This window comes from Fervidobacterium sp., from assembly GCA_026419195.1.
GTDB lineage: Bacteria > Thermotogota > Thermotogae > Thermotogales > Fervidobacteriaceae > Fervidobacterium.
Genome location: JANZZV010000005.1, coordinates 146239 through 167754, shown reverse-complemented (window position 1 = coordinate 167754; position 21516 = coordinate 146239). Strand labels below are relative to the sequence as shown.

The window sequence follows — 21516 nt, the reverse complement described above, 5'->3', positions numbered from 1 at the left end:
TATCACCTATTTATTGATTATCTTTGGAAATCTGAGTTTCAACTTTTCGATAAAGGTGTTTGCTTGTTGTTCTTTACTGAGTTTGTCAAGGTAAAAATACATTTTTGGGTAATCTTTTTTCAATGCATACACGTAGCATAACATGTAGTAGACCACATCTAAACTGATTTTGGAAGAGTACTTATACCTATCTTTAAAAAGCAAGAAAAACTCCAGATCTTCTTGAACAATGTCTTGAGCTATGGGATTGTTTTCGACAAAGTCAAATATAGCGCTTGCTCTGACCAGTCTAACGTCAAGGTTAGTTGGATCCGAAGATACAGCATTTGAAAGTTGAGATATCCCTACATAGTAGAATAATATGTTTAACGGAAAAAGGGTGTCCTTACTTTTTTTTAGTAAGGAAGCACCCTCCAAAGCGATCTCTAAACTATTTGAAAAAACTATCAAAGTGCTCATAATTCCAAAAAATAGAATGAATAATTTTCTTTTTCTAGAATCCAAAACCTATTCCTCCGTAGAGTGCATAATTGAGTAAGAACTTATAGTCATTTGTTAAACCTGTCAATGGCTTGTTGTTAATAACCCAGCCATCGAAAGAATAACCTACAAAGGCAATGGCACCAATTTGTAATTCCATAAATGGAAATACTTGAATCCCCATTCCAAGATCTGCACTGATGGCAAAGTAACTTATTGTTGCACCAAGATAACCTTCTAAGTTACCGTTTTGAAGGTTTGTCACACTTGTGTTACCCTCATTAACTTTCTTTTCGATAGACAAGTCCAGACCACCGATACCAAGTGCGGCAGTTAAAGAAAAATTGTTGAAATTGATTTTTTTCATGCCGCCACCAAATCCACCACTAACTGTCACTCTGTATGTTCCAGAACTTGTTGTGTATTCTTTCTCTCCGCCAAAACCATAGCCTCCATTGTACATCCCCCCTGGAATACCACCATAACCGTATCCACCAAATGCGATGATACCGTTATCAAATGTTTGGATTTCAACGATTGGCACGTTAATGTTTTTGAAATCTGCAAAAAACGTACCGCCAGGGAAGTAATAAACCGCAGGACCGCCGCCTCCAAACCTAAAAGCCAGTCCTATGCTAAGTAGAATCACCAAAAATGCCCCAGTAAGTACACGCTTTAACATACTATCAACCTCCTTCTTTTGAAAGTGGGGAAGTGTTTTGAACTATTTAATCACTACCTTTGGTACGATACCTGTGAATCTAATTTTATCTTTTACAGACTGACTGAGAAAGATAACCAAATCGCTTGATGATGCTGATATATCAAAGTACAAATTTTCATTTACTTCATCGCTTATGTAAATACTGCCTTGAACAGCTGCGGCTGATATTTTGACATTTCCGCCAGCTTTTATGACAAAGTTGTTGAAATTCACATTTGTACATGAAATATAGATTACTTCAACGGTACTTTTTCCAGAAATGTCGGCAGAAACGCAAGAAATGGTGAGACTCTTAATCTCTTTTCCAGCCAGGATGATATTTCCACTAATTCCGGAAATAATGGCTTGTGTTTTGTCATTTTCGAAGGTTAATTCTGGGTTCATATATATACGTTCTTCTTCGTTATCCAGTTTAAGATTTAGTTTCATGCACGAAATTTTGAATTGTTTTACCGCTTGAATTTCATGTTGAACTAGTTTTTTTTCATCTAAATTTTTTTGAGGCTTTCCTTCTTGTACATCAAACAAAAATACGAAGAGAAATATTCCAGCCAAGAACATGACTATCCATTCTTTTAGACCAAGTTCCATTTTTCCACCCTCCTTGTGTATATTTACACTCACTGAGTATATTCTATCACCTAAAAGTGGAAGGAAAATAGAAAAGGAGTGACACGCATTGATTTAGGAGTGAAGTGCTGTGCAACAGGATTAATGAAAAAAACTAGTGGAGGGTGGTTTATTAACAAAAAATTCCGGACTGAATCCGGAATCATTCTTTTTTAATCCATACTGTTACTTTTGTACCTATCAGGTGCTGCGATTCAAAGTCAATCTTGTAACCAGCGATATTTGAAAGGTGTTTTACAACAGCAAGTCCAAGTCCCGAACCAGATGCCATCTTTACTGCTGTTTGACTTCTGTAAAAACGGCTGAAAACTTTCTCTTTTTCAGAATTTGGGACTCCTATTCCAAAATCTTGAACTATTATTTTTTCTTTGTCGATTTCAACGATAATTTGTGAGTTTTCAAATGAGTACTTCAGAGCATTTGAAACCAAGTTTTTTAAGATTGTTCTAATAATAAACATGTCTGCTTCTAAGGTTTTTTCGGCTATATTCAGATTTATCTTTATGTTCTTTTTCTGCCTTATGTGTTCTACATCTTCAAGCACTTCTGAAACTAATTTTTGAACGTTTACAGTTTCATTTCTTGGTATATAAAGTCCCAATTGTGCCATTGTGATATATTCAATTTGCTGAATTATTCTATTTAATCTTTTAGTTTGCCTTTGAATCTTCCAAAGTTTGTCTAATTTTTCCTCATCTTCTTCATTTTCAATTAGTTCGGAAAGTAAGCTTTCTATAACTCCGAGAGGATTTTTGAGCTCGTGTGATATGAGAACTGACATGTTGATTTTTGCCTCTTCAACGTTTTTCAAAAATGTAAGATCTTTCAAAATTAATGTATTTATATGTGCTAAGTATTTAACAAGAAAATCATGCCATCCGCCTTTTTTGTTTAAGAATATTTTCGCTTCAAAACTGTTTGATTTCTTACTGTGAATAGCATCAACCAACACTGTTGACTTTTCAAATATAAGAAAGTCAAATACATTTGAGCCTACGCTCTCACCGAAGTATTCTCTTGATAATTTGTTTTCATAGACAATTGTAGTTCCTTCAAGCATGAAAACGCATTCATCTATGTTATCAAGTAAGAATTCCAACGTTTTTTCATTCATTCTCACTCACCTGTGTATCACCTTTTTTTGAAAATTTATACCCTACTCCCCTGACTGTAACGATCCAGTTTTTGCCGAGTTTCTTTCTCAAACTGTTTATATGTACATCTACTACTCTATCAAATACCTCAAATTCATCAGTCCAAACTGCTTCAAGAATTTCTTCCCTTGAAAAGACTCTATCTGGTCTTTGAGCGAGCAATCTAAGGATTTCAAATTCTTTTGATGTTAGTTCTACAGGTTGTCCGTTGTATGTGACTACATAATCACTTGGATAGATCTCCAATTTGCCATATCTAATTACTTCTTTGATGCCTTTTGTTCTTCTGAAATAAGCTTTTACACGGGCAACAACTTCCCTCGGGTTGAACGGTTTACCAACATAGTCATCCGCACCGAGTTCGATTCCAAGGATCTTATCTATATCCGTGTTTTTTGCAGAGATAATTATGATACCTGTTTCCGGAAATTCGTTTCTTATTGTTTGAACCTCGTTTATTGCATTACCATCAGGTAACATGAGGTCTAATAACAATAAGTCGTATTCGTTGTTTTCAAGCTTTCTGTACATGTCATTTATGCCATGCACAACATCTGCGTCAAAACCTTCAGTCTTTAATGCTTTCTGTAAGCTTTCAGCTAAAATTCGTTCATCTTCAACAATGAGGATCTTCATAGATAACTCCTCAACTCCTTACCAGTTTCGATGAAAACAATTTCTTCGCACACATTTGTAAGATGGTCTGCTATACGTTCTAAGTCCCTTGAGAAAAGTACATACAAAACAAGTGTGTGAGGTTCAATGTTTTCAATTTCGGTTGTAATTCTTTTGTCAAGTCCGTCAACGATATCGTCTGCTTTCCAGGTTTCAATTGCTAAGTTTATGTCCCTTCTTGAAAAGGCTATAACGGTCTTTTGTAACATGTTGATTACAACTCCAAACATTTCTTTTATCAACAAAGAAGGCTGAAAATCAGGAAGATTATCTGTAATCCAAACAGTTCTTTCAGCAAAATTGCAGGCGTGATCAGCAATTCTTTCAAGGTTGTTTGCAAGCTTCATAGCCGCAACAACGTACCTAAGGTCTTTTCCCAGAGGGTTAAATCTTGCGATAATTTCGTAAACTAAGTTTTCTATCTCTCTGTTTAGATTATCTATTTCATCGTCAAGTTCTATTACTTTCTTAGCTAAGCTCTTATCCAAATTTTCAAATGCTTTGGATGACATATCTACCGCGTCACTAACAAGCGAAACCATTTTTACAAGTTCAGCTCTAAGCAATGAAAATTCTTTTTCAAAATGGTGTCTTTGTTCGACCATGATTATTGCCCTCCTTAATTATGTCAATCAAATTATCCTATTCTACCACTTAGGAATTGTTGGGTAATTTCGTGCTGTGGATTTCTTAGAATTTCAGCAGTGAAGTTTTGTTCAATAATTTCACCTTGGTACATAAAGACAGTGTAGTCCGATATTCTCGAAGCTTGACCTATGTTATGTGTCACTATTATTATGGTGAACTCAGAAGCTAACTCTTCAATTAGACTTTCAATTTTCTGTGTTGCAACAGGGTCGAGAGCACTTGTTGGTTCGTCAAACAAGATAACTTCTGGTTCTATTGCTATTGCCCTTGCGATACACAGTCTCTGTTGTTGACCACCAGAAAGTCTCGTAGCATTCTTTTCAAGTTCATCTTTAACTTCTCCCCAAAGTGCTGCCTTTTCAAGAGCCCATTTAACCTTTTCTTTGATCTCCTTTTTGTCATTTACACCGATAAGTTTCAGTCCATAAGCAATATTATCATATATAGACATTGGGAAGGGGGTTGGCTTTTGGAAAACCATCCCTATTCTCCTTCTAAGGGTGTAAATATCTATATCTTTGTCGTATATGTTTTTCCCATGGAAGAGTATCTCGCCCTCGACTCTAAAATCTGGAAGCAAATCATTTATCCTGTTAATACTTCTTAAAAGTGTAGATTTTCCACAACCAGATGGTCCCATTATTGCTGTGATTTTATTTTTGTATACTTTTAGATTGGCATTTTTCACCGCTTTCTTCGGTCCATAATATGCGCTGAGGTCTTTTATTTCTATGACAACTTCAGTAAAGTCTGAATTTCTCTGATTCATTTACCTTCCCTCCTAAATGCGAATGCTATTGTGTAAACTAATATTACAAAGAGGATCAATACAGAAGCTGTACCTTCTGCCATCCACCTTGCTTTTTCACCGTAAGCTGCTGCTAAGAAGTAAAGATGTGTAGGTAAGGTCATGGCGGGTGATAATAAGCTTCTTGGCAAGTCTGTGGCGTAAAAAACAGCTGCAGTCAATATTAGAGGTGCTGTCTCTCCTATTACTCTTCCTGCTGAGACCAGCGAAACTGTTATTATAGTCTTTTTTACAGCCGGTAAAAGCATTTCAAAAATTACTTCGCTCTTTCTTGCGCCAAGTGCGTAAGCAGCTTCCCTTAATTCTCTTGGGATCGCTCTCATTGTTTCATATACGGAAGATGAAATGACCGGTAAGACCATCAAAGACAGTGTAAGTCCTCCTGCGAGTATAGATGTTCTCATACCCATGGTGATACAGAAAAGTCCAAGCCCAAACAAGCCATAGACAACAGAGGGTATTCCGCTTAAAATAGTAACAACAAATTTTATATACTCCAGATTGTACTCGGAAAGTACCACACCAAGTAGTATACCAAGCGGTATACTAATTGCTAATGCTACGATTGTAATTAGGAAAGAACCCAGTATAGCAGGAAAAATACCGCCTGCTTTCATTCCATCCGTAGGAAACTGGGTGAAAAATTCTATGTTCCAGTATTTTAAACCGGGAATAAGTGCCAGTAAGAATAATATCACTATCAACGCGGATATTGAGTAGCTTAAAACTTTTAGAACCTTATTTGCTCTTGTGTCTTTTCTAGAGGCTTTGCTTGGATTTGTTAGTTCGTTCATTTTTTATGCCTCCTTAGTATCGATATTGAAATAGTCTCAAATATCGTTGAAAAAATGATAAGAATTAATCCAGCTGCGAATAACGCATAATAATGCATCGAACCTTTTGCCGTTTCTGGCATTTCACTTGCGATTGCTGCTGTTAATGTTTTCATAGGATCTGTGAGTTTCTGTGGAACCATTGAAGCACCACCACCAAGAAGTAAAACGACTATAGTTTCTCCCACTATCCTGTTTGCTGTAAGAACGATAGCGTTTAGAATGCCTGGTAAGGCTGCTCTTGAAGTGATTTTCGTATACGTTTTGAACTCAGGAGCACCGAGTGCTGCACTTGCTTCTTCGATTTCTCGAGGTACACTATCAAGAGATTCGAGAATCAGTATCGTTGACAGTGGGATCGTAAGAAAAAACAAACCTATCAATGCCAGCAGTAAGTTTTGAGGTGAATAAATACCGATCTGTGGAAAGACGGGGCTTAAAAATCTGAGAAACACAAAAGCTATAATAACGGAAGGCACTCCTGAAAGATATTCAAAAAATCGTCTAATAACAGATTTTTCTTTTACACCGGCGTAACCGTGCAAGTAAATCGCTGTGAAGTAAGCAACTGGTACTACGATTAACGAACCAAAGACGGTGACAATCAAAGAATTAGTAATTAAGGCCCTCATACCAAATTCCGGTGGATCCCATACAGGATACCATTGATCAGAAAGAAAAAGTTCTGCCCCAACTTGCCTAAGGGCAGGAAGAGATTCTTTAATGAGATAAGCGTATATGCCAAAGAGAGCGCTTATGGCTAATATTGCTGATACACCAAGTAATGTTTTCCTACTTGCATCTTTTAGGTCTCTTTTCATATTTCTCTCCTTTCTAAACTACTTTGTGAACTAAAGTAGTTTTGTATTCCGAAAACTCTAAGAATGAAGGTAGCGGTGTTGTAACACCTACTACCCTCATATAATCTGATATAATTATACAACAAAATATCCTTGATTAGTTAATTGAATTTGTTATTATTATCATTTTATCATTACTGACCGAGAGCTGCGACAAATCCTGCCTTTTCTACAAGTTCTTGTCCTCTCTTTGACACAATAAATTTCAGATATTCGGCAACAGGACCTTCTTCTGGCCAACCATTTGTTACATCAACGAACACGAAAAGTGGTCTGGAAAGAGGATACTTACCGGCGAGTATATTTGTCTTGTTTGGAGCGATGTTATTTACTGTGAGTACTTTAACTTGGTTTGGATCGACGTAGCCAACACCGAAGTATGCTATTGAGAATGGCGTTTTTGCAACCGTTTCAAGTTCTGCCATTGATGATTCAAGCATTCTTACTCTTGGAGACATTTTCTCATCGCCAAGTACTTTTTCTTTGAAGACTTCAAATGTTCCTGAAGCAGTGTTTCTTGAGAATACTACAATATCTCTTGCTGGAAGGTTTGGATCAATTTGATTCCATCTTGTAATCTTACCTGTGTATATGTCTCTCAATTGTTGAATTGTTATGTTGGTTATTGGTAAGTCTTTGTGTACTACTATCGCAATACCATCCCAAGCAACGAGAATTGGAGCAAACCATTTCTTTGAATTAAACATGTTTTGAATCTCAGCGTCTTTAAGCCATCTACTGGAATTTGCTATGTCTGTAGTGTTGTTAAAAAGTGCGGCGATTCCCGTGGAACTACCTGCACCTTCCAATGTTACTTTTACATTTGGATACATCTTACTAAACGCTTCAACCCAAAGCTGAGCAACATCTAAGAGTGTGTTTGAACCTTTGATGACAAGTGTGTTTGCAAAGATACTCAATGAAAGCACTAACATCAAAATAGCAACTAAGAACCTTTTCATCACTAACACCTCCACGTATTAGGTTTATAACTTGCAGTTTTATTATCCTACCTAAATGTTTTGCGAAAATTTTGAATTGTTAAGAAATGTTAATTAGAACTGGAAATATTTCCAAATCTTATATTCACTAGTTAAAAGTTGCGATATAATAACAAAGGTGGTGAAAAAACGGTTTAAACATTTTAAAGTGGAGGTGCGAGTATGATTGAAAAGTTGAGAAAACTTAGTGTTTTATTTGTACTGTTTTATGTTGTGATTATGTTCGCGGGGACGGAACTTATCATTCACTACCATCGTTGGGATGGCAACTATGATGGTTGGAACCTTTGGATATGGTGGGTGGAGCCAATATCAAAAGAAGGTGCAGCCTACCAATTCACAGAAAGAGATGATTTTGGTGTAGTAGCAAGGGTAAAATTTAATGAAACTTTGACAAAAGTTGGTATAATTGTTAGACTTAGAGAGTGGCAAGAAAAAGATGTGGCAATGGATAGATTCATAACAGTAAAAGATGGTAAAGCGGAGGTGTGGCTGTTGCAAGGTATAGAACAAATTTACACTTCAAAACCTGATACAAGTCCAAGGGTACTTTTCGCTCAAGCAAGGGCGCAAGATGTCATAGAGGCTTATCTTACAGGTCAGGTTGATACAACAAAAGTTAGTGCAAAAGTTAGAGTTGAGGGAGTTGAAAGAAAGGTTGCAAGAATTGAAAAGGCAAACCCAACAGACATTTCCAAGACAAATCATGTTAAAGTTGTGCTGGCTGAGCCCATTAGACTTGATGAAGTGAATAAAGATATACAAGTTGAGATTGAAGGATACAAACCGGCAAGAGTAATAATGATGGAAATACTTGACAAAATCTATTATGATGGTCCTCTTGGTTTTGAATATACGCCTCAAAGGACAACGATTCGCGTTTGGTCTCCTGTTTCTAAAACAGTTGATGTTTTGCTTTACAAAAATTGGGATGATAAAGAACCAGCAAGAGTTGTTCCGATGAAGTCGATCGGTAACGGCGCATGGGAAGCGGTACTCGATGGCGATTGGGAAGGTTGGTTCTATAAATTGAGATATTTCAGTTACGGTGAATATCGAGAAGGAGTTGATTATTTCTCAAAAGCTGTTGCGAAAAACTCGGCAAAAAGTGCAATCATAGATCTGAAAAAAACCAATCCAAAGGACTGGGATAAAGATGTAAGACCTCCAATGCTTGCCTTGGAAGATGCCATAATATACGAGATACACATCGCAGATATGACTGGATTAGATAATTCTAATGTGAAAAATAAAGCAACGTACCTAGGTTTAACAGAAAAAGGAACGAGAGGTCCAAATGGAGTAACAACAGGACTTGATCATCTTGTCGAACTTGGTATCACTCATGTGCATATCCTACCAATGTTTGATTTCTGGACCGGAGACGAAGCAGAAAGAGATTTTGAAAAAAGCTACAACTGGGGTTATGATCCATACCTTTTCACAGTTCCGGAAGGTAGATATTCGACAAATCCGTTTAACCCGTACACAAGGATAATAGAAGCCAAACAGATGATAAAGACACTTCACGAGAATGGAATTAGAGTCATACTTGACATAGTTTTCCCACATACCTGGGGAGTCGGTGTAATGTCACCGTTTGATACGGCTGTTCCGTATTATTTCTACAGAATAGATAAAACAGGCGCTTATCTGAACGAAAGTGGTTGTGGTAATGTTATGGCAACAGAAAGACCAATGCTTAGAAAATACGTGATTGATACACTCAAATGGTGGGTACTTGAATATCATGTTGATGGTTTTAGATTTGACCAGATGGGACTTATGGACAAACAAACTATGCTTGCTGTTGAAAGGGAACTTCACAAAATTGACCCAACAATAGTGCTTTACGGTGAACCATGGGGCGGTTGGGGTGCACCTGTTAGATTTGGAAAGGCAGACGTTGGTGGTACAAAAATAGCGGCCTTTAATGATGAATTTAGAGATGCACTCAGAGGGTCGGTTTTTAATGCAACTGTTAAAGGATTTTTGATGGGGGCTCTTGCAAAGGAAACGGCAGTTAGAAGAGGTGTGGTGGGAAGTATAGAATATGATGAAGTTATAAGAAGTTTTGCAAAGGATCCAGAAGAGACAATAAACTATGTTGAATGTCACGACAATCACACTCTTTGGGATAAGAACTACTTGGCAGCGCAAGCGGATACAACGGTCAAATGGACAGAAGAAATGTTGAAAGATGCTCAAAAATTATCTGGTGCGATATTATTAACATCACAAGGTATACCATTCTTACACGCTGGTCAGGACTTCGGAAGAACGAAAAAGTTCGATGAGAATTCTTATAGTTCGCCAATTTCCATCAATGGACTTGATTATGCAAGAAAGGCAGAGTTCATAGACATGTTTAACTATTATAAGGGATTAATAGAATTAAGAAAGGCACACATTGCATTCAGACAAAGAACAGCGGAAGATATCAGAAAGAAAATATCCTTCTTGTCAACTCCAAGAAAGATGGTTGCTTTTGTCATAAAAGATGACCTAGATCCTTGGAAAGAAATATTGGTTATTTACAATGGTGATACAAAAGATCAAGAATATACACTTCCAGAAGGTACATGGAATGTTGTGGTAGATAAGAACAAAGCAGGTACAAATGTGCTTTATCAACTAAATGGTAAAATCACAGTTAAATCTACTTCAGCAATGGTTATGTACAAAGCTAGATAAAAACAAAAGTTATTGAAAAAGCTATAATATTTATGATATAATATCCCCAAGGAAAGGGGGTAGGAATATGCCCAAGAGAATTCTTGTAGTGGAAGATGAACCGAACATGAGATTATTGGTTACCGAAGAGCTTATTGACGCTGGATATGAGGTTGATGAAGCCGAGAATGCTGAAGAAGCATTGAGAAAATTTAGTGATAAACCATATGACCTCGTTACGATTGATATAGAGATGCCTGGCATGAATGGACTTGAATTGGCTGGAAAATTACGAGAAATTAAAAGGGAAGCAAAGTTGGTTCTCTTAACAGCTTATTCACATTACAAAAGCGATATGGCTTCATGGGCAGCCGATGCGTATGTTGTTAAATCCTCGGATTTGACAGAATTGAAGGAAGTTATAAGTAGGTTAATTAACATGTAATTCTGTGCCCACACCAAACGAAAAAGGGGTGGGCACACACCCCTTTTTCGTTATGTATTTTAGCATTTGAAACCTAAAGTCAGATTTGAAATTACCAAATTATATCCATTGCAAAAGCTAGAAATTGGAAGTAGTTCTACAAAATTTGGAAACCAGTTTTGGATATTCGGTATAAACAAACGGAGGTGTCAAAGTTGGATTACAAAGAGACTTTAAATTTACCACAAACTAATTTTCAAATGAAAGCGAATCTCGTTCAAAAAGAACCGAGTATTCTCAAATTTTGGGAGGAAAAGGAAATTTACGAAAAGACCTTACAAACTCGTCAAAATGCACCAAAGTATGTTCTCCACGATGGTCCACCGTATGCAAATGGTGATATTCACCTTGGCACCGCAATGAATAAGATTTTAAAAGACTTTGTTATCAGATACAAAACAATGCGTGGGTACAACGTTCCATATGTGCCAGGTTGGGATACTCATGGGTTACCAATTGAACATCGTGTTACAACAACTCTTGGTGAAGAAGCAAAAAACAAAAGCGCAGTTGAAATAAGAAAATTGTGTAAGGAATTTGCTCTAAAATATGTAGATCTACAAAGACAGCAGTTCAAAAGATTAGGTGTGAAAGGTGATTGGGACAATCCATATATAACTTTAACACCTGATTATGAATATCATATACTCGATGTATTCAAAACACTTGTTGAGAGTGGTAATGTTTACCGTGGTAATAAACCTGTCTATTGGTGTCCAACATGTAAAACAGCGTTAGCAGAGGCAGAGATTGAATACCATGATCACGAATCACCATCTATATACGTTAAATTCCAAATGATAGAAGATCCAGATACATATATAGTTATATGGACAACAACGCCTTGGACAATTCCAGCAAATGTTGCTATTGCACTTCACCCGGACTATACATACGTTAAAATAAAAGTAGATAACGAGTACTGGATTGTAGCTGAAGGATTATTGCAGAGATTTGCTGCAGAAACAAATATAGCTTTCGAGTTAGTTAAAAAATTCCAAGGAAAAGAAATAGAAGGTAAGTTAACGAAACATCCACTTTACGACAGGAATTCTGTTGTTGTTCTTGCTGAATACGTTACTTTAGAAGATGGTACAGGGTGTGTTCACACAGCACCGGGGCATGGTGAGGAAGACTATCAAACTGGTTTAAAATACAATTTACCAGTTTTGTCACCAGTAGATGATGAAGGAAGGTTTACTAAGGAGTCTGGAAAATACGAAGGAATAAAAATCTGGGATGCCAATAAAATTATTGTAGATGATTTAAGAAATGCAAATGCACTTATAAAAGTTGGAAAAATAAGCCATAGTTATCCACATTGTTGGCGTTGTAAAGGTCCTGTGATGTTTAGGGCAACACCACAATGGTTTATTTCCGTTGATAAGAATAATCTCAGACGGAAAGTACTTGAGCAGATCAAAAATGTTAAATGGTATCCAGCTTGGGGAGAGAATAGAATAACTGCCATGGTGCAGGAAAGACCAGATTGGACAATATCAAGACAAAGGGTTTGGGGAGTTCCAATCCCAGCTGTGATGTGTAAATCCTGTGGAGAAGTCATTCTTGATCCAAAAGTTGTAGAGTATTTTGCAAACATAGTTAAGGAAAAAGGAACGGACGCGTGGTTTGAATTGGATGTAAAAGAGCTTATCCCACAAGATTTTGCGTGTCCAAAGTGTGAAGGTAAAGAATTCGAAAAAACATACGATACTTTGGATGTCTGGATAGATTCTGGTTGTTCGTGGGAGGCCGCGGTACGCTCAAAAGGGGAAAAATACCCAGTTGATCTGTATTTAGAAGGTGACGATCAGCACAGAGGCTGGTTCCAAAGTTCTATTTTCCTTGCCACTGCAAAGAGTGGCTGCGCTCCTTTTAAATCTGTTGTTACTCACGGTTTCATAAAAGATGAGCAAGGTAGAAAAATGAGCAAATCACTTGGAAATGTCATCGATCCGATGGATATTGTAGGTAAGTACGGGGCAGACATATTGAGGCTTTGGGTTGCAAGTACAGATTTCTTCGATAACATAAGAGTTGGGAAAAGTATAATAGAGCAGCAGGTAGAGGTTTACAAGAAATTAAGAAACACTCTAAGATATCTTTTAAGTAATCTGTATGATTTTTCACAAAATGATATTGTACCGTATGAAAAACTCTTACCACTTGATAAATGGGCGCTTGGTAGATTACAAAAATATATTGATCAGGTAACCAAATTCTTTGAAGAATTTGAGTATTCAAAAGTATACAACGCAACTGTTAAATACTGCACAACAGAGTTGAGTGCGATCTACCTGGATATACTAAAAGACAGACTTTATGTTGAAGCGAAAGACTCGATTTACAGAAGATCTGCACAAACTGTTTTGTATTATATACTTGAAGCACTTGTTAAAATTCTCGCACCAATAATGCCATTTACTACAGAAGAAGCATACCAAGAAAGTCCATTGAAAAGATACGAAAGTATTCATCTCGAGTATTGGCCTGAAGTGAAAAATGAATTTATTGATGAGAAATTACTTGAAGAATTCCAGCACTTGTTATTAGTCAGAGATGACGTATTAAAAGCTCTTGAAAATGCAAGAGCGTCAGATATAATTGGGCATTCTCTTGATGCACATGTTTTGATAGAAGCGAAGAACCCTGAGATACTGGAACTGATGGTGAAATACCGCGCGATTTTAGATGAGTTCTTCATAGTCTCTAAGGTATCTTTTGTAGATAGGCTTCCTGAGAGTAGTTTAAATGGGCAGTTTGTAAATGTTTACGTTGAACATGCTGATGGTAAGAAATGCCAGCGATGCTGGAAATACAGCCCTGAAACTGGTAACGATGAGTCATACCCCGACACTTGTCCAAGGTGTAGTGCTGTTTTGAAAGGAGAAAGAAAGTAAAAAATGACGTTTGAAAAAAAATCTGAAGTTTCTTTCAGAAAACTCATAAAACTTGGAATAGTCTTACTAATTTTGTCCTCGGTGGGGTTTGCCACCGGGGAATCTCTTAGATTACCTCCTAAAATGGGCGTAGAAAGAATTGAGATAAATAGAACTTTCAACATTGATGGTAAGAAATATTATTTCTCCTTTTTGGATGGTATGTTAATTGACGATGGAGTAAGGAGAGTTACCATTGATGGTAAGGATTACTTAGTTGAAGTTAGAACTTCACCGCAGAAAGATACTATTGAAATATCAACCTCACCGTATGCATACATGTTTAATAAAGAGGTAAGAATATTTAATCCAGAAAATCGTTCTTTAAAACCTACCTTAGTTGGGAAAGATGTAAAGTTGGCGGACTACCCACAGATAGCACTTTTCCAAGATGATTTTAACAATATTGTTGATGCTATCTTCATATTTCCACTTTTGGAAAAACTCGATATACTTGATTCTCAGTTGCCTATAACAAATATTACAGGACGAAAGTTTTTACTCTCTTCAAAATCTCCGTACAGAATACTTAGCAAAGTGCTGATCACTGATAAAAATGGACTAATTCTTGAAGAAGGAGTGACTTTAATAAATACGCTCAACTCTGAACTAACCATCAAAGGAACGTTTATAACAACAGGACCTATAAGTATCATTGGAAGTGGAACGTTGAATATTTCAGACAAAGGTATTCTTTACCTGAAGGGAAATGCATACAACACAGACATTATGTCTGACAGAGGTGCGTTGGTTTTTTTAGATGGAGCAACCGCAAATAACGCAAATTTGTCTATGACTAATTTTGTAATAATAAGAAAATCTCAGTTGGAGAAGGTCTCAGTAAATGGTGCTTACGCCTTGTACATAATAGATTCTAACATTCAAAATTTGAGCATACAAAATTGTGGAACTGTGTTCATTGTACGCTCAAACATACAATCTTCATCAATTACCACATTATCAAGAGCAATAATCAGTGATTCGTATTTTGGCAATTTGCAAACTTCGGATCTCTCAGAGGCAAATGTTATTAACACAACTTTGGATTCAGCAAGTATTTTCAGAGGTGCTGTATTAAAAGCTAAAAACTGTCAGATAAATTTGCTTGTTTTGGAAGATTATTCAATAGTCTACACGTTTAAAACAAAGATAAGTCAATTAAAACATCACAATGCCAAGTACTATATTTTGGAGAGTAAAGTTGAAAAAGTTTTTTCCCAGTAGTTTAGCTAGTTTTTTTGTAAATAGTTTGAAACCGAGTTACTTTTACTTAGCTGAATTTGAATTTACATGGATGGGTAATGGATGGGTATTAAAATAGAAACTTTTAATGAAAAAAGGTAGGCGGATGCCTACCTTTTTTGAATCATAATTCAAACGTATTTCCGCCTTTGGAAAGATTTCTCATTTCATCTTTTATTTTAACTGTTAGTTCTCTATCTGTGGTGATTTCCAACGTTGTTTTCTGTTCTTTTACTATCTTTACGTTAATATGCGCATCTTTATAATTGATCTTGAACTCGAGTTTTTTCCAGTTTTCTGGTAACCACGGATTGAATTCGAGTATACCTTGACTATTAAGTGTCATGCCGCCAAATCCGTTGACAACACACTGCCATGCACCGCCTGCGGAAGCTGCATGAAATCCGTTGTTTGTATTTCCTTGGTTATCCTCAAGGTCTACAAGCACCGTTTTCATAAAATATTTATACGCGTTATGTGTGTCACCAACTTTGAGTCCCATTATTGAATACATCGATGGACTGAGTGAGGATTTGTGCATTGTGCGTCTTTCGTAGTATTCATAGTTAATTTTCATTTCCTCTTTGTCAAATTCCTCTGGAAGAACAAGCATAAGCATCACAACGTCTGGCTGTTTTATCAATTTAGTTTCTCCAAGCTTAGTCAAATCGACAGTTTTTGGCCATTTTGGTAGTCCGTTCTCATCCCATTCGGTTATTTCATGTTCCTCAAGATCAAAATATCCTTCAAATTGTTCTATTAGCTTTTCATTCTCTTTCTTTGGTATGTAAATCTTTTCCGCTATTACTTTCCAGTTTTCAACTTCCTCATCGGTTAATCCGAGGTAATTTTTCAGCTTCTGGAATTTTACTAAATCTTTTTCCCTTAGCCAATTGTAAAATTCGATTGCTTTAATCATATTCCATTTTGCTAAGTAATTTGTGTAAACGTTGTTGTTAACATGTTCATGAAACTCATCGGGTCCTATAACTTTATTTATTTCATACCTATCTTTTTCCTTATTGTATTCAACTCTGGATGCCCAGAATTTAGCAGTTTCGAGGAGCATTTCCACTCCGTAATCTTTCATGAACTGTTCATCACCAGTTACTACAAAATAATGTACAAGTGCAACAGCAATATCTGCGTTTATATGGTACTCTTCATCCCCTGTCCAAATCCTGACTGGATTGCCAAGGTAATCTTCTCCCCACTTAGGTGTTACTTCGCTACCATCATCAGCGGATTCCCATGGAAACTGTGCACCTTTGTATCCATTTATTTGGGCATTTCTTCTTGCACCGTTCAGTGTGTTATATCTGTAAAGGAGCAAGTTTTTTGCATATTCTGGTAGTGTATAGAGAAAAAATGGAAACATGAATATTTCCGTGTCCCAAAAGACATGTCCCTTGTACCCTTCTCCATGTAATCCACGAGCACCTATACTTACTCTTGGATTATCCGGTGCGCAAGCGTAAAGGTGGAATACATTGAATCTTATACCTTGCTGAGCTGCTTCATCACCTTCGATTATGACGTCAATCCTATTCCAAATTTCTTCCATATGCAGTTTGTGTTTTTCTAATTCTTTGTCAAATCCTTCAATGATGAATTTTTCGAGTTCACATTTTGCATCTTTGAGTGTTTCAAGCGATTCAAAAGAAGTAAAGACTGTACCGAGTTTTTCAATTATTATTGATTCCTTTTCAGAGACAAATATTGTATATATCTCTACTGGTTTATAGGTAACTTCCCTATATTTTCTAAATTTTAATAAGTTTTCTCCTTTGCTATTCCTTGCACATATCATTGTTGCAAATGATATTTCATGTCCCTTATCATTTGTTTTAACTGTTGTGGCTATACCTGGTTGTAAATCTTTTATTTTACAAATTTTGTAATGTTGTACCTTATTGTATGGATCGAGTAAACCGTTAAATGTTGTTGTGTCTATAGAATTTTCAACCATTATTTTACCGGAAAAGTTGACAGGAGTTATTTTGTATTTAACACCAAATCGATGTATGCTAACTCTACTTACAAACCTTGTGGATTCAATAGCGAGTATTTTGTCTTTTACCTTAACTTCGTACTTTGAATTTAAAGTACCATTTTTCATATCAAGTTTTCTTTCATAGGAGAGAATCTCAACATTATCCAAGTTCAAAGCTGTACCATCAACATATATGGTGAACTCAAGTGGGTCAGGTAAATTGACAAGTTCTGTAACTTGTGCTTCTGATTTGTCAAATATACCTGCTATGTAAGTTCCTTTCATAACATTTTTTGAAAATTCTTCTGTACCTCTCAAACTCAAATAACCGTTTGCAAGTGTAAAAAGTGTTTCGTACACATAGTTATCTTTGTAATCGTAACTTTTCCTCAGGACTTCCCACACTTTATCTTCCCTCCAATCTTGGAAATTTAGAATTCTATCAGTTCAATGCCACACGATTGAAGCGAAGTAACTACTTTGTCGGCTCCTCTTAATATCTCAGGGTTTCCTACACCGATAACTTTCATACCCGCTCGTTTTGCTGCTTCAATACCAGCGACGGCGTCTTCGAAAACACAACAATCGCTGGGTTGAATGTTCAATTCTTGAGCTGCCTTCAAGAATACTTCAGGATCAGGTTTTGCCTTTGTTATCTTTGTACCATCAACAATGACATCGAAAAACGTCGATAAATTTATACGATTTAGAATAGTCATCGTATTCTTACTTGCCGAACCGATCGCTATTTTTATTCCATTTCTTTTAAGTAACTCGAGAAAATCTTTCACACCCGGTAATATCTCTTCTTCTGTCATATTACTTATGTACTCGACATACCAATTATTTTTCTTTTCTGCAAGTTCTTCCTTCTTCTTTTGATCATCTATCTTTATTCCTCCAACAGACAAGAGTATTTCAAGTGATTCCATACGGCTAACGCCTTTCAATCTTTCATTATCCTTTTCGGTAAATTCGAAACCAAGTTCTTGTGCAAGCCTTTTCCACGCAAGATAGTGGTATTTCGCAGTATCTACAATTACTCCGTCAAGGTCAAAAATGCATGCTTTAACTCTTCCCATCTGACTGACCTCCCTCTTAACCTTTTACTGCAACAGCTTTTCCAGTTTCTATGAAATACTTTTGGAAAGATAGGAATATTATTATCATGGGTATCGTCATGAAAATGGAAGCTGCCATCATATATTGCCAATAAGTATAGTAGGAAGTTTTGAAGAAGTTCAAACCAAGTGTTAAAGTGTACATTTCTTTTCTGCTCATTATTATTAATGGCCATTGGAAGTCATTCCATGCTCCAAGGAAAGTGTATATAGCAAGTGCACTTACAGCCGGAAGTGCATTTGGTAAGACTATCTTGAAATAAGTTCTGAGGATTCCTGAACCATCAATACGTGCCGCTTCTTCGAGCTCTTTTGGAAAGTTTAGAAAGAACTGTCTCATCAAAAACAAACCAAAAACGTTCGTTAACTTTGGTAAGAAAAGACCTGTATAAGTGTTTATTAGTCCATATCTAACCAGTAAGTTGTATTGAGGAATTAGAGTTACCTGTCCTGGTACCATCATTGTTGCAAGAAACAGTGTGAACCAGACATTTTTAAATGGAAAATTCAACCTTGCAAATGCATATCCACCAAGTGAATTAAGTAATATATTTCCTATTGTCAACAGTCCTGCATAGACTATCGTGTTCCAAAGCCATCTTCTGTAAAGAGGAACTACCTCGAATATGAGTTTATAATTGGCGAATGTCAAAGGAGAACCAAAAGCTGATGGTTTTGGGAAAAGTCTTATCCTTGGTGGCCAATCGAATATATTAACCCCCTTTTCATTACCTTGGCTGTCAACGTACGTAATTGGTGTCAAAGAGACGAGAATTGCCCATGTAAACGGAAACAAGGTAGCAATTGCGTATGCAATTAATATTAAGTAAGAAACAACGATAGACCAATTGTTTTTTTCGGGTTTGTTATCCATTGAAATCACCACCTACGGAATGTTTACTGAACTTTGAAGATGCTTACCACTTCAGCCTTCCCTTTTTTAATACTTTTTATTATTACATCAGTAAGGGCTTCTCTGTTCTGATCAAACCTTATGTTACCTGTCACACCTGTATAATTTGTTGTAATCAAAGCGCGCCTTATCTCTTCCGGATTCAAAGAATTTGCTCTTTTTATTGAATCAACTACCACCATATAAGCATCATAGCCGTAAGCAACAAGGTAAGATGGTTCTCCACCATATCGGCTTTTGTACTTTTCAACAAATGAAGGTGTCTTATCAGAAAGTTTAGCTTTGGTATCAAACATACTTGAGAAATAAACGTTTTCAGCAGAACTGTCCAACTCCAGATAAAACAACGGCGCATCCCAGGTATCACTGCCCAATATATTTTGTTTCATACCAAGACTTCGTGCCTGATTTATAATCAGAGCACCCTCATAACCAGTTGGCGTTGGAGCAAAAAGTACATCTGGTTTAGCGCTGGCTATGATGTTAAGCTTATTCTTAAAATCTCTTTCACCGCTTTTGTATGACTCTACGGCAACGACTGATTTATCGTTTTTAGTCTCCTTCACAAACGCTTCTCTAAACGCATAGGCGAGTCCTACAGAATAATCATTTCCTGAATCGTAAAGTATTGCCGCTGTTTTGGCACCGAGACTTTTAATTGCGTACTGCGCCATAGCTTTAGCCTGCGTGTTGTTGTTGAAACATATTCTAAAAACAAAAGGCTTGTTAAATGTTGCCATAGGACTTGTGTCCGTTGGTATTACATAAGGTATTTTCATTTTGTTTGCCATATCTGTGGAGGGGATATTCAGTGAACTATCGTAACTTCCAATAATTACAATAGCTTTATACTCCTTTACCAAACGCTCAACAATCTTTTCCGCCTGTGTTTTGTCGCTGTAATTATCGAGAATCATAAGTTTTATTGGCTTGCCAAGAACAGATTTAACCTCTTCATAAGCCATCGAGATACCTCTAAGTATATATTGTCCATACTCAGCAAATTTTCCACTCAATGGTTGTGTGACTCCGACCACAATTTCCTGAGCAAATGTTATATTCCAAAAGAACAGAACGAAGAGAACAAAAAGAAAGATATTAACCTTTACTCTCACACAGCAAGCCTCCCTCAATATTCTTCTTTGATTACTTTTCTTTGAACAAGTGACAACAGCAAAATAACTGCAAAAAGTACAACTGCAAGTGCGCTTGCATATCCCATCTTTCCATATTCAAATGCATTTTTATAGATGTAAAAAGATATTGTTATATTTCTCAGGCTTCTTATCAAGAAATATATTTGGTCAAACACTTGCATACAACCTATTGTTCCCATAATTGAGACAAACACAATTTGTGGTCTTAACAAAGGGATTGTGATTTTCCAGAACGTTTGCCAACCATTTGCTCCATCTATCTTTGCCGCTTCGTATATGCTTGATGGAATATCTTGTAAACCCGCCAAAAATGTAACCATAAAATATCCAGCTGTGGACCAGATGTTCATTGCCATAATTGCAAAAAGTGCAATGTTTGGCTCGTTTAAGTAATCTATTGGTTGAAACCCAGCCCATCCAAAGAGACTGAGTAATATTTTATTCAATATGCCAGGTTTAGAGTATATAAGCCAAAAAATCATAGATAACGCCGCCGAAGAGGTTATAGCAGGCAAAAAGAAGATAGACTTAAATAGATTTACTCCCTTTATCTTTGAATTAGCAGCGACTGCAAGGATTATTGCCAATAATGTTTGGACTGGGACAACTATTAGAGAATAAAGTATGGCATTCCAGAAAGATGTGTAAAAATACATGTCTTTGAACATCTGTCTAAAATTTTCGAGACCAACGAATTTTGGAATATACCTTGTGAATCTTTTACCGTCGTTTCTTACATATTTCTTTAAAAATTCAGAAATTTTTATCTCCTTCGGCAATTTTTGAGCTTTGTAATCATTTATCAAATTAAGTGAGTCAAAGTTTTCTTTTATTATCTTTTTTTCCTCTTCACTTAGCTTAACGCCAACATCAATTTCTACGAAGCTTACAGGGTCGAAAAATTTGATTATTTCATCAACTTTGTAGTTTTTCGCTTCTTCTCTGAGAATTCCTGTATGAATCTCCAAAGTATCGTATGGATTAAAATAATATGTAAATTTCCTTGCCTCAAGTGGCTGATAGTCTGTGAGGCTGTAATAAAACGCTGCAATTATAGGGTATATTGTGAATATAAGCACTGTTAAAATGATCGGTGTCGCAAATATATATCCGACAATTGCTTCCTTAGTTTTATACTTCATAAGCACAACCTCCAACAGGTTTTAATAAAGGGGAGGCGA

The 21516-nt window shown here is 36.5% G+C and carries 19 protein-coding genes; 4 read left to right on the top strand and 15 right to left on the bottom strand.

Annotated features, from left to right (window positions below; all coding sequences use genetic code 11):
- Window positions 1-6: 6 nt before the first annotated feature.
- The 10 genes from N2Z58_05625 to N2Z58_05580 form a co-directional block, all read right to left on the bottom strand.
- On the bottom strand, window positions 7-504 hold the full coding sequence (locus N2Z58_05625; protein MCX7654135.1) for a hypothetical protein: 498 nt from the start codon (window positions 502-504) through the stop codon (window positions 7-9).
- Window positions 494-1162, bottom strand: a complete 669-nt coding sequence (locus tag N2Z58_05620) for a hypothetical protein (protein MCX7654134.1) — start codon at window positions 1160-1162, stop codon at window positions 494-496. Before N2Z58_05620 ends, N2Z58_05625 begins: the two co-directional genes overlap by 11 nt.
- Window positions 1163-1204: 42 nt before the next feature.
- Window positions 1205-1795, bottom strand: coding sequence for a hypothetical protein (locus N2Z58_05615; GenBank protein ID MCX7654133.1), 591 nt, complete (start codon window positions 1793-1795; stop codon window positions 1205-1207).
- A 181-nt stretch (window positions 1796-1976) separates the two neighbouring features.
- Window positions 1977-2948, bottom strand: coding sequence for a HAMP domain-containing histidine kinase (locus N2Z58_05610; protein ID MCX7654132.1), 972 nt, complete (start codon window positions 2946-2948; stop codon window positions 1977-1979).
- Window positions 2941-3624 carry a response regulator transcription factor gene (locus tag N2Z58_05605; GenBank protein ID MCX7654131.1) on the bottom strand — a complete coding sequence of 228 codons (684 nt, stop codon included), beginning with the start codon at window positions 3622-3624 and terminating at the stop codon, window positions 2941-2943. The genes N2Z58_05610 and N2Z58_05605 overlap by 8 nt, the downstream gene beginning before the upstream one ends.
- On the bottom strand, window positions 3621-4268 hold the full coding sequence (gene phoU / locus N2Z58_05600) for a phosphate signaling complex protein PhoU (GenBank protein ID MCX7654130.1): 648 nt from the start codon (window positions 4266-4268) through the stop codon (window positions 3621-3623). The genes N2Z58_05605 and phoU overlap by 4 nt, the downstream gene beginning before the upstream one ends.
- Window positions 4269-4300: 32 nt before the next feature.
- A complete protein-coding gene (pstB, locus tag N2Z58_05595; protein MCX7654129.1) occupies window positions 4301-5080 on the bottom strand; it encodes a phosphate ABC transporter ATP-binding protein PstB in 780 nt (259 codons plus the stop codon).
- Window positions 5077-5913 carry a phosphate ABC transporter permease PstA gene (pstA, locus tag N2Z58_05590; GenBank protein ID MCX7654128.1) on the bottom strand — a complete coding sequence of 279 codons (837 nt, stop codon included), beginning with the start codon at window positions 5911-5913 and terminating at the stop codon, window positions 5077-5079. Before pstA ends, pstB begins: the two co-directional genes overlap by 4 nt.
- The gene (locus N2Z58_05585; protein MCX7654127.1) at window positions 5910-6773 is read right to left on the bottom strand and encodes an ABC transporter permease subunit; all 864 of its coding nucleotides are present in this window, start codon (window positions 6771-6773) and stop codon (window positions 5910-5912) included. The genes pstA and N2Z58_05585 overlap by 4 nt, the downstream gene beginning before the upstream one ends.
- A gap of 173 nt (window positions 6774-6946) precedes the next feature.
- Window positions 6947-7774 (bottom strand): phosphate ABC transporter substrate-binding protein, encoded by an 828-nt coding sequence (locus N2Z58_05580; GenBank protein ID MCX7654126.1) that lies wholly within the window; start codon window positions 7772-7774, stop codon window positions 6947-6949.
- A 201-nt stretch (window positions 7775-7975) separates the two neighbouring features.
- On the opposite strand from N2Z58_05580, the gene pulA reads away from it, so the two are divergent.
- From pulA to N2Z58_05560, 4 genes are all read left to right on the top strand, one after another.
- Window positions 7976-10507: a type I pullulanase gene (gene pulA / locus N2Z58_05575; protein MCX7654125.1), complete on the top strand. Its 2532-nt coding sequence runs from the start codon at window positions 7976-7978 to the stop codon at window positions 10505-10507.
- A 67-nt stretch (window positions 10508-10574) separates the two neighbouring features.
- Window positions 10575-10931 carry a response regulator gene (locus N2Z58_05570; protein ID MCX7654124.1) on the top strand — a complete coding sequence of 119 codons (357 nt, stop codon included), beginning with the start codon at window positions 10575-10577 and terminating at the stop codon, window positions 10929-10931.
- Window positions 10932-11125: 194 nt separating this feature from the next.
- Window positions 11126-13870: an isoleucine--tRNA ligase gene (gene ileS / locus N2Z58_05565; protein ID MCX7654123.1), complete on the top strand. Its 2745-nt coding sequence runs from the start codon at window positions 11126-11128 to the stop codon at window positions 13868-13870.
- Between the two features lie 3 nt (window positions 13871-13873).
- A complete protein-coding gene (locus N2Z58_05560) occupies window positions 13874-15133 on the top strand; it encodes a hypothetical protein (GenBank protein ID MCX7654122.1) in 1260 nt (419 codons plus the stop codon).
- Between the two features lie 142 nt (window positions 15134-15275).
- Here the strand turns inward: N2Z58_05560 and N2Z58_05555 are convergent, their stop codons facing one another.
- From N2Z58_05555 to N2Z58_05535, 5 genes are read right to left on the bottom strand one after another with little or no spacing between them, the layout of a single operon-like run.
- Window positions 15276-17549 carry a glycoside hydrolase family 65 protein gene (locus N2Z58_05555; GenBank protein ID MCX7654121.1) on the bottom strand — a complete coding sequence of 758 codons (2274 nt, stop codon included), beginning with the start codon at window positions 17547-17549 and terminating at the stop codon, window positions 15276-15278.
- Window positions 17550-17575: 26 nt separating this feature from the next.
- On the bottom strand, window positions 17576-18226 hold the full coding sequence (pgmB, locus tag N2Z58_05550; GenBank protein MCX7654120.1) for a beta-phosphoglucomutase: 651 nt from the start codon (window positions 18224-18226) through the stop codon (window positions 17576-17578).
- A gap of 16 nt (window positions 18227-18242) precedes the next feature.
- Window positions 18243-19139, bottom strand: a complete 897-nt coding sequence (locus N2Z58_05545; protein MCX7654119.1) for a carbohydrate ABC transporter permease — start codon at window positions 19137-19139, stop codon at window positions 18243-18245.
- A gap of 23 nt (window positions 19140-19162) precedes the next feature.
- Window positions 19163-20293: an ABC transporter substrate-binding protein gene (locus N2Z58_05540; GenBank protein ID MCX7654118.1), complete on the bottom strand. Its 1131-nt coding sequence runs from the start codon at window positions 20291-20293 to the stop codon at window positions 19163-19165.
- 14 nt (window positions 20294-20307) lie between these two features.
- On the bottom strand, window positions 20308-21477 hold the full coding sequence (locus N2Z58_05535; protein ID MCX7654117.1) for an ABC transporter permease subunit: 1170 nt from the start codon (window positions 21475-21477) through the stop codon (window positions 20308-20310).
- Window positions 21478-21516 lie beyond the last annotated feature (39 nt).